Genomic DNA, 15373 nt, shown 5'->3' with positions numbered 1-15373 from the left:
ACAAAATGACAGCGCGGTTTCAGAGACAAGAAATTCTCGCCGACACGAAGTTCCGGCGGATACGCTGAGCACAACTGTTCAACCATCGACCGCCCGGCTCATTCATCCAGAAATCTCGCCCGATCTCGAGAGAGTGGGCTTGAGTGTTGTTTCAGGTTTTTGGGCGCAAAACTTCAGCGCTACTTGGCGCAATGCAGCGTTACTTGGCGCAATACCGAGTCAAGATATACCGAAGCCCTACCGAGATCGCTTATGTACCTTAACGCTGGACCGCTCAAGTACATCAAAGTCAACTTATAGGTGAAGCTTCTCTCAGCTCACGACCCTCAAGTGAGCTCAACCGATCCGCTCCCATCATCCCAAACTCTCCCGCCAACAACTCATAACTACGCAGCCGCTTCGCCTGATCCCAAACAATCGTATTCACAATCAGCTCCCCAATCCCCAACTCTGCAGCCATCGACTCCAGCTGTTCCCGCACCACCGCAGGAGTCCCTACAAAGTACCGCGGCCACTCGCCCTCCTCCTGTGGGATATCGCCTAACAGGTACAACTCCCGCGCCGCATCCTCGGGCGACGCCACTGGCCGCCGATCCCCCTGCCTGATCCGCCGCTGCAGCAGCCGCACACTCGAAAACAGAAACTCAGCCTCATCCTGCGTCTCCGCGCAGATCACACCAACCGCCACCGTAGCCTCCGCCTCCTTGCGATAGATGCTCCCGGTAAAGCTCCGTCGATAAGTCTCAATCGCCGCCCGCGTATTCACCGGGCTGAAGAAGTGCGCAAACGAATAAGGCAGTCCAAACTCCACCGCCGCGGCTGAGCTCCACATACTCGACCCCAGCATCCACACATCCGGAGTTCCCGGCATCTCCGGCGAAACCCGAATCCCCGCAAACGGATGTCCCTCCGGAAACCGACGCCCCAGAAACGCCAGCAGCTCGCTCACCTGGTCTGGAAAATCATCCAGCATCTTCGTCTTCCGATCACGCTTCAGCGCCAGCGCCTCGATTGGCCCGCCGCCAGGCGCACGCCCGATCCCCAAATCCACTCGCCCCGGATACAGCGCATGCAGCAAACGAAAACACTCCGCCACTTTCAGCGGCGTGTAGTGCGGCAGCATGATCCCACCCGACCCAATGCGAATCCGCTTCGTCTCCGCGCCGATCCGCGCCAGCATCACCTCCGGAGCCGTACACGCCAGCGTATCCATCGCATGGTGCTCCGACATCCAGAACCGGCCGTACCCCAACCCATCCACCAGCCGCGCCAGCTCGATCGAGTTTTGCAAAGCCTGTCCCGGCATACTTCCCGCCGGCACCGGAGACTGATCCAAAACCGAAAGTCGAAGCTTTTTTTCTACCTTATCTACGTTCACCTCTGTTGGATGTTGAACCGCTGAAATCGAATCAACTTCATAAACCAATATTCGTCTTTTCTTCGCTACAATAAAGCATCGAACTACCCCGTGACTCACATCTTCGCTCCTGCATGAACACCCAGCAAAAACTCGAGATCCTCGCCGACGCCGCAAAATACGACGCCTCCTGCGCCTCCTCCGGAGCCAGGCGCAGCGGCAACGGCAAGGGCGTGGGTCACTCCGATGGCATGGGAATCTGCCACTCCTACACCCCCGACGGCCGCTGCGTCTCCCTGCTCAAAATCCTCCTCACCAACTTCTGCACCTACGACTGTATCTTCTGCGTCAACCGCATCTCCTCCGACATCCAGCGCGCCCGCTTCACTCCCGAGGAGGTCGTCAAACTCACACTCGACTTCTACAAGCGCAACTACATCGAGGGCCTCTTTCTCTCCTCCGGCATCATCCAGTCCCCCGACTACACCATGGAGCAGCTCATCCACGTCGCCAAAGCCCTCCGCACCGAGCATCACTTTGGCGGCTACATCCACCTCAAAGCAATTCCCGGAGCGAGCGAACTCCTCATCGATCAGGCTGGCCTCTTCGCCGACCGTCTCAGCGCCAACATAGAGCTACCCACCCAGCAGGATCTCGTCCAACTGGCCCCCGAAAAGAAAACCACCGTCATCGAATCCACGATGAACAAGATCGCCCTGCGCAAAGACGAGGCCGACGAAGACCGCCGCAAGCTCCCTTCAGCTCCTAAGTTCGCCACCGCTGGCCAATCCACACAGATGGTCATCGGAGCCACCCCTGCAACCGACCGCGAGATCCTCACCACCGCCACCCACCTCTACGGCCAGTACAAACTCCGCCGCATCTACTACACCGGCTTTAGCCCATACCCCGCCGCCGACGCCCGTCTTCCACTAAAGCCCACACCCAGGATGCGCGAACACCGCCTCTATCAATCCGACTGGCTCATGCGCTTTTACGGCTTCAACGCAGCCGAACTCACCTCCGAAGAGAACCCCTCACTCTCCCTTACCGAAGACCCCAAAACAACCTGGGCCAAACTCCACCCAGAGTTCTTCCCCGTCGACGTCAACGCCGCCCCCCGCGAATCCCTCCTCCGTGTCCCCGGCATCGGCTACCGCAACGTCGAACGCATCCTCAGCATCCGCAAATATCATCTCTTTCTCCTCGACGACCTGAAGAAACTCCGCGTCCGCATCAAAAGCGCCCTACCCTATCTCATCACCATCGATCACGCGCCGCGCCAGCAACCCTCTACCCACGAATCGCAACTCACCACACAGCTTGACCTCTTCGCATCCGTCAGCGCACTCACTGGCTCCATCTAATGAAGCGAATCCCCCTCGAACCCGACTTCAACGCCTGGCGAGAAGCCGCACGCGAAGCCCTTCATCTCGGCTACCGCCCCGAAGAACTCGACCTTCAAGACTCCACCATTCCCTCTACGCTCGACCTCACCCTCGAATCCTCCGACACACCCACCGGCCTTCCAATTCCGACGCCCCACACCTCAAAAGTCTTCCTCGAAGCCGCTGAGTACGCCGCAGTCCATCGCGATCCCCAACGCTGGAATCTCCTCTACCGCATCCTCTATCGCCTCCAGACCAACCGCAACCTCCTCAAAATCTCCGTCGACCCCGACATCGCCGAACTCGAACGCCTCGAATCCCAGGTCCGCCGCGACCTCCACAAGATGCACGCCTTCGTTCGCTTCCGTATGGTCCTCGAACCCGGCGACCCCAGCGGCCGCCCAATCGTCGTAGACGAGTCCCTGCCTAACGAACCCGGCCCCCATCATCTCGTCCTCGCCACCCCCACGCCCTTCGGGCTCAACCACACCGCACTCCCACACTGCGACCCCGATCCTCACGTCACCCCAACCCCCTCCCAGCCCGACACCTGCGAGCACTTCATCGCCTGGTACCAACCCGACCACCGCATCCTCCCTCTCGCCGCGCCCTTCTTCGCCGAACGCTTCAGCGTCATGCGCTGGACCATTCTCACTCCCGACGCCTCCGTCTCCTGGGATCCCACCAGCAAGCAACTCACCTTCGCCCCCGGCCTGCCCCGCGAGTCCGCCCCCGCCGAAGACGAACTCGAAGATCTCTGGCGCTCTTACTACGCGAGCATCTACAACCCCGCGCGCCTCAACCCCGAGATGATGCGCAGCGAAATGCCCGTTCGCTATTGGAAGAACCTTCCCGAAATCTCGCTTCTGCCTGACCTCATCATCAAATCTCAAAGCCGAGTCTCCGACATGGTCACACGTCAGCAGCAACAGCCCTCCGCCCAACCCTTCGTACCGGAAAATCACTCGCTCCCCACTCTTCGCGCAGCGCTCCCAGCGTGTAAAGGCTGCGACCTTTACCAGCACGCCACGCAGGTCGTCCCCGGCGCAGGAGCAGCCCACGCCAAACTCATCCTCGTCGGCGAACAGCCCGGCGACCAGGAAGATCTCCAGGGCGAACCCTTCGTCGGCCCCGCCGGCAAAATCCTCGACCGCGTCATGGCCGAACTCAACATCGACCGCTCCAAAATCTACGTCACCAACGCCGTCAAGCACTTCAAATTCGTTCAGCGCGGCAAGCTCCGTCTCCACCAGAATCCCCGCATGTCCGAGATCAACGCGTGCCGCCCCTGGCTCCTCGCCGAAGTCGACTCCATCCACCCCCGCGTCATCCTCTGCCTCGGAGCCTCAGCGTCCAAGTCTTTGTTTGGAGGAACCTTCGCCCTCATGCGCGACCACGGAAAGATCCTCCAGACTCCCTACGCCAATCAGGTCATCGCCACCATTCACCCCAGCGCAGTCCTCAGAGCCCGCGACAAAGAATCCGGCGAACAACTCTACAACTTCCTCCGCGACGATATGGCCCTCGCCTGGCACACCGCACAGAAAGCCGTCTAATCCCACCCTTAAAAATCGCGCCGTCTCGACCGAAGGCGACGAACTTTGCCGCCGCCATGGAGAGATCCCTATATTTCGCCATAACAATCAGCGAAGCCCAGGCTGCCCCCCTTAAACCAGCCGCAACCCTCGTATGATAGAAAGTAACCCGGCGCGATCACCTCCCCCGCCGAAGGAGCACTTTTTTGAACACGCTGTCCATCACAGATCCCCTTCCCCACGGCCCTGAGCAATTCGATGCCGAAGCCTTCGCCGCCCACACCCTCTCCTCCCCTCACAACCTCGCCGCCGTCCTCGACCATACTCTCCTCAAGCCCGACGCCACCCGCACCCAGGTCCTCCAGCTCTGCAATGAGGCCGCCGAACACCGCTTTGCCTGCGCCATGATCAATCCCACCTGGGTCTCGCTCGCCGCCGCCGCCCTCCAGGGCACCGGCATCCCCGTCGGCGTAGTCATCGGCTTTCCCCTCGGCGCCACCCTCTCCGTCTCCAAGCGCGAAGAGACCGCCCACATGCTCAAACACGGTGCCCACGACATCGACATGGTCCTCAACGTGGGCCTCCTCAAGTCAGCTCAGACCGCAGACTACGAAGCCATCCGCCAGGACATCCACGGCGTCGTAGAGATCGCCCACGCCGCCGGAGCCATCGTCAAGGTCATCCTCGAAACCTGCCTCCTCACCTTTGAAGAAAAGCTCCGCGCCTCCGAGCTGGCCCTCTCCGCCGGTGCCGACTTCCTCAAAACCAGCACCGGCTTCTCCACCGGCGGCGCCACCGCCGACGACATCAGCCTCCTCCGCGGCGTAGCCGGCACCCGCGCAGGCGTCAAAGCCTCCGGCGGAATCCGCTCCCTCGCCGACGCCACCACCATGCTCCGCGCCGGTGCCTCGCGCATAGGAGCCAGCGCCAGCGTCAAGATCCTCAACGAACTCGCCGGACACGCGATCGACCCAGCCGCCGCAGTACCCAGCTACTAAGCCCACCCGCCTTGAGGCAACGAGGCCCTTAAAGACCCGGGCATCTAGCGAAGACGCATCTGCGAAGAGACATCCAGCGAAGAGGCATCTAGCGAAGAGACGACCAGCGAAGAGTGGTCCAGCGAAGAGGCATCTAGCGAAGAGACGACCAGAAAAGAGGCATCTAGCGAAGAGGCATCTAGCGAAGCGACGTCGGGCGAAGAACCGTCTAAGAGAAGCGTCATCTCGACCGGAGCAACGAACAGCCTCATCGTTCGTTGCGCAGTGGAGAGACCCCCGTATTTGCAGTGGCAGTTGCAGTTGCCTTTGCCCTTGCATTTGCCGTTGTCTGCTCTTCGCCGTCATCCTGAACGGAGTGAAGGATCCCGACACATTCCACCCCATGCATACCGTTCGAACCTTCCAGCCCAAACACTCCAACGTTGCCGCTCTCCCCTCAAAGATCCTCATCTCAACGCCTGTTCACCACCTCATCGTGAACAGCCCGCAAACCAACCATCAATTCGCTGTCAAGCCCCAAAACAATCCATCCCACTCAAAATCAATAACATAGCCGTGGCGTATCAGTTCCACACACTCCGCTATAATAACTACAGTGTTCGTTCTTACGACCCCGGCCATCGGGGTCGTCTCGTTTAAGCAAGCCGTCGAAGGAGAATTAGCCCTAACCCTTTTGGAATGAAGATTCTGCAGCTAAACCTTTTGCAATGAAGTTTTTGCGAGTAGCCCGTCTTTGCAAATCAAACAAAAATAAACTACTTCCGCGACAATAATATGGGGGGATATTCCATGACCGGCAGGAGCGAAGGAATAACCCAATACGGAGCCGCTAAAGTTAGCACCCGCACCCGGCAGAAGAACCCACACTCTTCAAGCCGGTCGTCCCCAACGACCCGCAATCCCAATCGCGCACTCCCCAAACCCAACCTCACCCGGTAATATCAACGCAAAGCAGAATGCCTTCCCCCATCAAACCGAACGCTCCGCCAGCCGCCCCCGAAGCGCCCGCACCCCAGCACCCATACGAAGGTGACTACCGCCCCCCGACACCGCAACTCTTCCACTCCCACGCCGCCGACCCCAAAATTCGCGTCGAGCCCCTTCAGGTCGAATTCCTCCACAACCTCGCCGACGCCCTCAACACCACCCTCGACCTCAACACCCTCATGCACCGCGTCGCCGACCTCGTCCGCGCCGTCATCGACTACAAAATATTCGCCATCCTCCTCATCAACGACCGCTCACAGGACCTTCGCATGCGCTTCCAGATCGGTCACTCCACCGAGGTTGAGCGCATGCGCATCAAGCTCGGCCGCGGCGTCTCCGGTCAAGCCGCACTCCACCGAAAATCCCTCCTCGTCGAAGACGTCACCACGCAGGAAAACTACATAGACGCAAACCCCGCCGTCCGCTCCGAGCTCGCAGTCCCACTCGTGGTCAAGAACAAGGTCATCGGCGTCCTCGATCTGCAATCCGAGACCATCGGCTACTTCACCATGGAGCACCAGCGCCTCCTCGAGCTCGTCGCCTCCCGCATGGCCATCGCCATCGAGAACGCCCGCCTCTACACCCGCGTCTCCCGCCAGGCCCAAACCCTCGCCGTGCTCAACGACATCTCCCGCGAGATCACCAGCATCCTCGATCCCGACGACCTCCTCGAGCGCATTGGCCAGCTCCTCAAGCGCGTCATCGACTTCCACATGTTCACCATCCTCCTGTGGAACGACCGCACCCAGCTCTTCGAGCACCGCTTCTCCTCCCGCTTCGGCGAACGCGTCACCCGCGCACGAACCATCGCCCTCGGAGAAGGCCTCATCGGCACCTCCGCCCAGCTACGCGAACCCATCCTCGCTCCTGACGTCCGCAAGGATCCACGCTACGTCGAAGCCAACCCCGAGGTCCGCTCCGAACTCGCCATCCCCCTCGTCTACAAGGGCGAGGTCATTGGCGTCCTCGACCTCGAACACACCCGAGTCAACTACTACAACGACGACCACCTCCGCACCCTCTCCACCCTCGCCTCGCAGGTCGCCATCAGCATCGCCAACGCCCGTCTCTACCAACGCATTCACGAGGAGGAGCAGCGCATGGAGCGCGACCTTGACATGGCCCGTCAGGTCCAGCTCCGCCTCATGCCCTCGCACCCGCCCAAGCTCGAGCGCGCCGAGATCGCCTCCCGCTTCGTCGCCGCCCGCTCCATCGGAGGCGATGTCTTCGACTATCTCGACTATGGCTCTGGCCGCATCGCCATCGCCGTAGGAGACGTAAGCGGCAAAGCAGCCCCCGCCGCCCTTTACGCCGCTCTGGTCAGCGGAATCCTGCGCTCCCTCGCACCACAACACCTCTCGCCCGCAGCGATGCTCGTCGCACTCAACGACCAGCTCCAGGAGCGCAAGCTCGACTCCCAGTACGTCACCATGCTCATGGCCGTCTGGGACGACAGCAACCAGACCCTCCAGATCGCCAACGCCGGCTCCGTCCAGCCTCTCTTCGTTGCTGCCAACTCAGACACCACCAAGCCACCCAGCGTCCGCACCATTCAGGCCGAAGGCTTCCCCCTCGGCCTCTTCCCCAACGCCGAGTACGAAGAGTTCACCCTCTCCACTCGCCCCGGCGACCTCATCGTCTTCTTCTCCGACGGCATCGTCGACGCCATCAACGCGACCGGCGACATGTTTGGTGACGAACGCCTCACTCAACTCCTCGAATCACAACACCATCCCACCGCGCAGTTCACGGTCGACACTGTCCTGCAGGCCGTCACCGACTTCCAGGCCGGCACCGCCCACTTCGACGACGAGACCATCGTTGTCCTCCGCGCCACCGAGCAAAGCACCTAAACCAGAAAAAGGTATACCCGTCACGAAGTGACCGCGCCGCGCGCAGCGGGCCCGTCCGGCAGGACAACAGTATCAACGAAAAAAAGAAAAGAGGCCTGCACCGAGCAGACCTCTTCTCCTCACTTCAATCGCGCTGCACTTTAGGCGAAACTACTGTCGTCTCCACCACCCGATCCATCATCGCCACCATCATCGAACGAAGCGTCATCACTAGAACTATCCGAATCAAAGCTGGCATCATCACCAGAGCCAGAGTCATCAGACCCAGACAGCGAATCCCGATCGTTTGAGGACGTATCCGAAGCACCACGCGATCCGAAGTCCCGATCTTCCTGCTGGCCCAACGATCTCTCATCCGCCGAGACATCGCGTCCGCCACGATCATCGCCGTAGTAGTTATTGACGATCTCCTCGGTCGGACGCTGCCCTCCATCGAAGCCGCCCAATCCCTGGCCGCCGCCATACCCCGCCTCATGCCCAAACCCATGCATCAGCGACTCCACCCCCTCAAACGCCAACGCTCCCGCTGCAACCCCGGCAGCCGTCTGCAGAGCACCCCGCATAAACCCACCTCCGCCCATTCCCTGCGGCGCGCCATACTGAGGCGGAGCCCCATATTGCACCGGAGCAGCGCCATACCCGCCCCCCACGGGAGCATACGGCGGATATACCGGCCCCGCCTGTTGCGGATAAGCCTGTTGTGGCGGAGGCGGTGGCGGGGGAGTAGGCTCATCGTGCCGTCCCAATAAGCTCCCTAAAAAACTCGTCGCATGCTTCGGCTCGGGATGCTGTTGCATCTGCTCGATCTGCGCCTTCGCCTGCGTCAGTTGTGCCTGCGCCTGCTCCAGCGCATACTTCTGCACCAACACAGTCTGCGCCAGAATGTATAGCGCATCTGGATTGCGTCCCAATCCCTGCTGCAGCATCTGCTCCGCGTCCGTATCTTTCTCTGCAAGCTGTGTCTTCTGAATGCGGTCGATCAGACCGCCGATCATGTCCTGTTCCTGAGGAGTCATCTCTCGTCCTTTTCCGTTATCCTACCCAAACTGCCTTCAGCGCTACGAAACCAGCCGCCGCTAACTCTATCGACTGATGGACGCACGAATAACACGAACGTCGCTGCCGCGCATCGCTTCACTCTCACATGGGATGCTCCGCAATCCTCTCAAGTTATCAATACGCAAAACAATTCACCTTGGTTCAACCGCAAGCCCATCGCACATCTCCCTCTCGCACCTCGTTATTGATCGCCTGTTCACTTCTTCCTCTCAGGGATCCCAAAAGCATTTAAGCTAAAGCAAATGTCTTCCTCCTCAACCACACAAACGATCCGCCCCGCCCGCACCCTTCAGGGTTCCCTCACCCTACCCGGCGACAAATCCATCTCGCACCGTTACGCCATGCTGGCCGGCTTTGCAGAAGGCACCACCCGCCTCTCCAACTTCTCCACCGGGGCCGATCCCCACTCCTCTCTCGCATGCATGGAAGCCCTCGGCGCAACCGTCGTTCACAAAGAAGACAAGACCATCGAGATCACCGGCACCGGCGGCCGCTTCCAGGAACCTGCAGCTTCGCTCGACTGCGGCAACTCCGGCTCCACCATGCGTATGCTCGCCGGCCTCATCGCTCCTCATCATCACACCTTCACTCTCATCGGAGACCACTCCCTCACCCTCCGCCCCATGGAACGCATACGCAAACCCCTCAGCCAGATGGGTGCGAAGATCGACCTCGTCGAAGGCCACGCCCCCGTCACCATCCACGGCGGCCCGCTCCGCGCCATCGACTTCGACACCCCCATCCCCAGCGCGCAGGTCAAAACCGCGGTTCTATTCGCCGGCCTCCAGGCCAACGGCACCACCAGCCTCACCGAATCCATCCGCACTCGTGATCACTCCGAACACGCCCTCCGAGCCTTCGGCGCTACCCTCAACCGCACCATCGCCGCGGCGGGAGATGCCGCAAAACTCAGCATCCCCGGCAATCAAACCCTGAAAGCGATCGACGCCACCATCCCCGGCGACATCTCCTCCGCGGCCTTCTTTCTCTGCGCCGCGCTTCTCTTTCCCGACTCCAACCTCATCCTCGATGGAGTCGGCATGAACCCCACTCGCGCTTCCCTGCTCGACGTCATCACCGCCCTCGGCGGCAAGATCAAGGTCCTCAACGTCGAAGAGCACCATGGCGAACTCGTCGGCACCGTTCAGGTCAACGTCTCGCCCAATGGCCTCCGCGGCATGCACATCGGCGGAGCCCTCGCCGCCCAGATCATCGACGAACTTCCGGTCCTCGCCGCCATCGCCCCTTACACCGGCGACGGCATCACCATCCGCGACGCCAAAGAGCTCCGCGTCAAAGAATCCGACCGAATCGCCCTGGTCGCAAAAAATCTCCGCGCCATGGGAGCCGAACTCACCGAGCACGAGGACGGCCTGGTCATCCCCGGCAACCAGCGTCTTCACGGAGCGCAGATCGACTCCGGTACCGATCACCGCATCGCCATGGCCTTCTCCATCGCAGCCCTTCGTGCCACCGGAGACACCGAAATCCACGGAGCCGAATCCGCCGCCATCAGCTTCCCAGAGTTCTTCACCCATCTCGATAATCTCTGCCAACGCTGAGCCGCCTTCGTGAACCTTGCAACTTTGCTAAGCTGACTTCAATCTCCCAACTGGGTCCATGCAAACACCTCCAAGCGGCTCCCGCCCCATCATCATCACCGAGATCGAGCAGTTCGGCGGCTCCGAACGCAGCGTCCTCGCGCTCTCCCGCTGGCTCTATCAACGCAACCTGCCCAATCACGTCGTCACCTATTTCGACCGCTGCAACCTCGCGCAATACGCCACCCACCCCCTGCAGGTCGTCGAGCTCAATCCCGCACCAGGAGCACGCAACAAGATCGCCTACCTACGCACTTACTTCAACCAGCAGTCCCCAAACTCACCCAAACCGCTTGCCTCCGGCTATCAACCTGCCCTTCACGCAACCCTCGCCGGACAGCGCGGATTCCATACCCTCATGCACGACACGCCCTCTCTCTTCGGAGATCAGGACACCCGCCGCCTGCCCACCAAACTGCGCATCGCCGTCTCAAATCGCATCATCGGCTACGGCCTGCGCTCCGGCGGCAACACCATCGTCACCAGCGAGTACCTCCGCAGCGAATGCCGCAAGGACTTCAACATCGACGCAAAGATCGCCCGCATGGGCGGTCTCGGCACCAGCCCCTCAACACCTCCCTCCCACCCGCTAAACGGCCAACTCCAGATGTTCTCCGTCTGCCGCATCGAGCCCAACAAGCGAATCGACTGGATTATCCGAGCCCTCGCAGAGCTGGAGCGCGCCGACAAACCACTCTCCACCATCATCGACTGGAGCCTCGACCTCGCCGGCAAGGGCTCTCTCATCCCCACTCTCCGCGACATGGCCCAAGCACTCGGCATCGGCGATCGCATTCACTTCCACGGCTTCGTTCTCGATGACGATCTCGAACGTCTGTTCTCTCAGACCCACTTGTTCCTCATGCCCGCCGTTCAAGGCTACGGAATCCCCGCCATCGAATCGCTACAGCGAGGCATCCCAGTCCTGCTGCACCGCGAATCAGGCGTCAGCGACATTCTGCTCGACACCCCCTGGGCAACCGTGTTCACCGGCGGCGAAGAGAACATGACCCCCGCCCTGCAATCAGCAATCGAAAGCATCCTCGAGGGCAAGCATCACGCGGTCGCGCAGCCCCACCTTCCCACGGAAGACGAGTGGGCCGAACGCGTCGCTACACTTTGCAATTGGCTGTAACCACCAGAGTTACATTTTGTAGCGGCCCATATCATCGTCATTCAGATTCTCGAGCCACCGCCGCATCTCCTCGGCATTCACATTCGGCGAGCCGCTCGCAGCCTGCTTCGAGTTCTCGAGTACCGAGCGATTGACATAGATCGGGCAATCCCACCGCAGCGCCAGCGCAATCGCGTCCGACGGCCTCGCATCCATCGCAACCGTCTCGCCCGCATGATCCATCCAGATGACCGCAAAAAAAGTATCGTCCCGAAGCTCCGAAACTACAACCTTACGCACTTCAGCATTCAGCCCACGAGCCATGTTCTGCAACAGATCGTGCGTCATCGGCCGGGGCGTCGCCGTCTTCTCCAACTCCAGCGCAATCGCATTGGCCTCGAAGATTCCCACCCAGATCGGCAACACCAGATCGCTCGCCACATCTTTCAGCACAATGATCGGCATATTCGTAATCGGGTCCATCATAAGCCCGCGAATCTGCATCTCCACTTCATCTGGAGCCTGTACGGCCGGTTGAACCGAAGAGGGATTCATCAGTTGAGCACCACAAAATCCGAAACCCGTTGTACAGAAACAAACGGCACAGCATCTACATCGGCAATCGCCTCACCCACCAGGCAATTCGGCAGCGTTTGCGTAATCCGAACAGGCAGATAACTCCCAATCGGAGGCTGAGCAATCCTGGAAACAGTAAAGTTCACCGTCTTGTTCTGCGAGCTGCGCCCAACAACTTGGTTGCGCGAAGGGTTATAGCTCTCCACCATCACCTCCTGCACCTCGCCCAGATGCCGTCCATAGTGCTCTCGCTGAATCTCCCGTTGCCGGTCCATCAAGATCCGCAGTCGCTCCGACTTCACCTCATCCGGGATACTATCCGCCATCGTCACCGCCGGAGTATTCGGCCTCGGCGAAAACTTGAACGCAAACACCGCGTCATACTTCACCTCGCCCACCAGTGTGATGGTCTCCTCAAAGTCCGCATCCGTCTCACCCGGGAAACCCACAATCATATCGCTCGTGATGCTGATGTCGCGCTTCGCCTCCTTGATCCAGCTCATACGCTCGAGATACCACTCCCGCGTATACTCCCGCGACATAGCCTTCAGCACCGCGGTCGACCCCGATTGCACCGGTAGATGAATATGATCACAGAGCGTCGGCGTATCGTCGATCGCCTGCACAATATCCCGCGCAAAGTCCCGCGGATGCGACGTCGTAAACCGCACCCTGCGAATTCCCGGTAACTCTCCGACGGCAACCAGCAGTTCCGCGAACGACATCCTCCCCGAAGGATCGCGATACGAGTTCACATTCTGCCCAAGAAACTGAATCTCCGTGAACCCAAGATCCACCATCTTCTTCGCCTCAACCAGCACCGAAGCCGCAGTCCGGCTGCGCTCCTTGCCACGCGTGTAAGGCACCACGCAGTAAGCGCAAAACTTGTCGCAGCCCTCGATGATCGTGATGTATCCACGATGCGGATTTGACCGCACCGTAAACTCCGTCTCAAACGTCAGATCAGTCTGCCGGTCATCGAGCCCCGTAATCCGCTCTTCCCCCGCCTCCAGCCGCCGCAGCATCTCCGGCAGATTCCTATAGGACGCCGACCCCGCCACCATCGACACATATGGAGCCTTCTCGAATATCTTCTCGCCCTCTTGCTGGGCGACGCAGCCCAGCACAGCGAACTTCTTACCTTCACCCTGCAGCTTCTTGTACTCATTCAGCCGGTGAAACACCTTCTGTTCTGCCTTATCGCGAATAGAGCAGGTGTTATACAGAATCAACCCAGCCGCATCCTCGTCCTGAACCCGGGCATACCCCTGCTGTTCCAGCGTCCCGATGACCTTCTCCGAGTCATGGGCATTCATCTGGCAGCCAAACGTCTCAATATAAAAAGTCTTACTCACCCCTACAGTATAGCCGTTCGCTAAGTCTCGACTGACAAGGGTTTGGTAGGGCGCCAGGTACACCCGAACCTTCAATACCGCTTGCCGCCATGAGATTTGAAGTTTTGTGAAACGGCTCGCCGCTTAAGCGTCAATGGGCACCTCGCCGTGTGCCCATCTCGCCTCTCAGGATCGAATCAATGGAATCAGCTCTCACTACACTTCTTACAACTGTCGCTATGCTGCACCATCGCGTTATAGGTCCACAAAAGGTCTGCACGGCTGCCGCTTGTCCTGCCCTTACCTAAGGTGATCACGCACTCACGGGCGGCCTTCAGAAAACTACCCGCAAGCTCCATGCCTTCATCGCACGCCGACCTCTTCTCAAGGTTTGGCCAGGAGGAGAGAAGTTGACTTTGGTTAAGTGACATCTGCTATAACCTACCCTTTCAATTTGCATTACCATTCTGCCGTTAGCGGAGCCACGACGGCCCTCTACCTATGGTGACTGCGGGTTCAAGAACGTTTCCCCTGTTCTCTTTTTAGACGCAGGCGCTCATCCAATTTCCTAATTTTCAGAGCCCACGATCCTGACTTTTCATGCTGGATTCATTCAACGACGAAGCGTACCTTCGGCTTTGCTCGACAAGCCTGCGCAACCCCAACAGGTGCCAACTACATGCGGAAGCTAGGTCCGCTTTCTACGTCTCAGTTGTTGAAAGTTTGGTAGCGCCAACGGGGATCGAACCCGTACTCTCAGCCTTGAAAGGGCCGCGTGTTAACCAGTTACACCATGGCGCCAAAACACGAAGTTGCAGAAGGAAAGGATTGGTAGCGTCAACGGGGATCGAACCCGTACTCTCCGCCTTGAGAGGGCGGCGTGTTAACCAGTTACACCATGACGCCAGAAACCAGACAGGAGAGGAACTTCTCCACTGCGATAAACAAATTATATCAGCTAACGGCGCTGCCGAGCGACCCGCGCCCCTCTGAAAAAGAAGCCCTTACAGCCCCAGTTTCTTCACCTCATCGTTGTAGTACTTGCGGTACAGAATGTCCCACTCCTGCGACCCTTCCACGATGATTTTTCGCTGTGAAGCGATCTTCTGCCGCGCCGCTGCGTCGATCTTCGTCTCTTCCATCAGCAGCTTCTCCAGAGCCTTCCGAGCCTCCTGCCGAATCGTATTTCGATCCTCCAGAAAGTCGACCTCCGGGATCTCCGCCAAGGTGTCGGCCACCGTATGAGCCAGCTTGTTGAGCTTGTCGCGAGAGATCCTCACAGCACCGCCTTGTACTTGCGGGCGAGCTCGTTCTTCACCTTTTTGAACATCTCGGGATAGCTCGCGCCGGTCTTGCGCATGTCATCCTGGAAGGCCTCAAGGATCACGCGAACCTCATCATTGATCCGATCTTCCAAAGCCAGCTCATCCACCATTCCCGCAGCAACGCGTTCGTTGACCAAAGCCGGTTTGTCGGTGTGAATCATCTTCTCGGCGACTAAATGCTTAATCGTCTGGCGCGCCAGGTATCCAACGTAATCTTTTGAAAAAATCATTTGACTTTCCTTCGAA

The 15373-nt window shown here is 59.5% G+C and carries 12 protein-coding genes and 2 tRNA genes; 6 read left to right on the top strand and 8 right to left on the bottom strand.

Annotated features, from left to right (window positions below):
- Nucleotides 1-289 precede the first annotated feature (289 nt).
- Nucleotides 290-1426, bottom strand: a complete 1137-nt coding sequence (locus tag RBB81_RS15335; protein ID WP_221272786.1) for an LLM class flavin-dependent oxidoreductase — start codon at nucleotides 1424-1426, stop codon at nucleotides 290-292.
- Between the two features lie 65 nt (nucleotides 1427-1491).
- Between RBB81_RS15335 and RBB81_RS15330 the strand changes: the two genes are divergently transcribed.
- The 4 genes from RBB81_RS15330 (at nucleotide 1492) to RBB81_RS15315 (ending at nucleotide 8118) form a co-directional block, all read left to right on the top strand.
- Complete coding sequence (locus RBB81_RS15330) at nucleotides 1492-2724, top strand: putative DNA modification/repair radical SAM protein (RefSeq protein ID WP_183788360.1); 1233 nt, start codon at nucleotides 1492-1494, stop codon at nucleotides 2722-2724.
- Nucleotides 2724-4301 (top strand): UdgX family uracil-DNA binding protein, encoded by a 1578-nt coding sequence (locus tag RBB81_RS15325; RefSeq protein ID WP_353071258.1) that lies wholly within the window; start codon nucleotides 2724-2726, stop codon nucleotides 4299-4301. The genes RBB81_RS15330 and RBB81_RS15325 overlap by 1 nt, the downstream gene beginning before the upstream one ends.
- Before the next feature lie 185 nt (nucleotides 4302-4486).
- Entirely contained in the window at nucleotides 4487-5278 is a 792-nt protein-coding gene (deoC, locus tag RBB81_RS15320; RefSeq protein ID WP_183788364.1) for a deoxyribose-phosphate aldolase, read from the top strand.
- Between the two features lie 956 nt (nucleotides 5279-6234).
- Nucleotides 6235-8118 (top strand): SpoIIE family protein phosphatase, encoded by a 1884-nt coding sequence (locus tag RBB81_RS15315; RefSeq protein WP_179582941.1) that lies wholly within the window; start codon nucleotides 6235-6237, stop codon nucleotides 8116-8118.
- A gap of 140 nt (nucleotides 8119-8258) precedes the next feature.
- Here the strand turns inward: RBB81_RS15315 and RBB81_RS15310 are convergent, their stop codons facing one another.
- The gene (locus tag RBB81_RS15310) at nucleotides 8259-9134 is read right to left on the bottom strand and encodes a DUF2076 domain-containing protein (RefSeq protein ID WP_353071257.1); all 876 of its coding nucleotides are present in this window, start codon (nucleotides 9132-9134) and stop codon (nucleotides 8259-8261) included.
- Between the two features lie 285 nt (nucleotides 9135-9419).
- Between RBB81_RS15310 and aroA the strand changes: the two genes are divergently transcribed.
- Both aroA and RBB81_RS15300 read left to right on the top strand, forming a co-directional pair.
- Nucleotides 9420-10739, top strand: coding sequence for a 3-phosphoshikimate 1-carboxyvinyltransferase (gene aroA / locus RBB81_RS15305; protein WP_353071256.1), 1320 nt, complete (start codon nucleotides 9420-9422; stop codon nucleotides 10737-10739).
- A gap of 58 nt (nucleotides 10740-10797) precedes the next feature.
- The gene (locus RBB81_RS15300; RefSeq protein ID WP_353071255.1) at nucleotides 10798-11913 is read left to right on the top strand and encodes a glycosyltransferase; all 1116 of its coding nucleotides are present in this window, start codon (nucleotides 10798-10800) and stop codon (nucleotides 11911-11913) included.
- 9 nt (nucleotides 11914-11922) lie between these two features.
- Here RBB81_RS15300 and RBB81_RS15295 read toward each other — a convergent pair whose 3' ends face one another.
- The 6 genes from RBB81_RS15295 to RBB81_RS15270 form a co-directional block, all read right to left on the bottom strand.
- On the bottom strand, nucleotides 11923-12447 hold the full coding sequence (locus tag RBB81_RS15295; protein ID WP_353071254.1) for a bifunctional nuclease family protein: 525 nt from the start codon (nucleotides 12445-12447) through the stop codon (nucleotides 11923-11925).
- A complete protein-coding gene (miaB, locus tag RBB81_RS15290) occupies nucleotides 12447-13823 on the bottom strand; it encodes a tRNA (N6-isopentenyl adenosine(37)-C2)-methylthiotransferase MiaB (protein ID WP_353071253.1) in 1377 nt (458 codons plus the stop codon). Before miaB ends, RBB81_RS15295 begins: the two co-directional genes overlap by 1 nt.
- Before the next feature lie 703 nt (nucleotides 13824-14526).
- Nucleotides 14527-14603, bottom strand: a tRNA-Glu gene (locus tag RBB81_RS15285).
- Nucleotides 14604-14631: 28 nt separating this feature from the next.
- A tRNA-Glu gene (locus tag RBB81_RS15280) sits at nucleotides 14632-14708 on the bottom strand.
- Nucleotides 14709-14806: 98 nt separating this feature from the next.
- Nucleotides 14807-15082, bottom strand: coding sequence for a DUF507 family protein (locus RBB81_RS15275; protein WP_179582933.1), 276 nt, complete (start codon nucleotides 15080-15082; stop codon nucleotides 14807-14809).
- Entirely contained in the window at nucleotides 15079-15357 is a 279-nt protein-coding gene (locus RBB81_RS15270; protein WP_179582932.1) for a DUF507 family protein, read from the bottom strand. Before RBB81_RS15270 ends, RBB81_RS15275 begins: the two co-directional genes overlap by 4 nt.
- Nucleotides 15358-15373 lie beyond the last annotated feature (16 nt).

It is taken from the genome of Tunturibacter gelidoferens (assembly GCF_040358255.1).
GTDB lineage: Bacteria > Acidobacteriota > Terriglobia > Terriglobales > Acidobacteriaceae > Edaphobacter > Edaphobacter gelidiferens.
The sequence above is the reverse complement of the archived record's forward strand: the minus strand, read 5'-3'. Positions and strand labels throughout refer to the sequence as shown.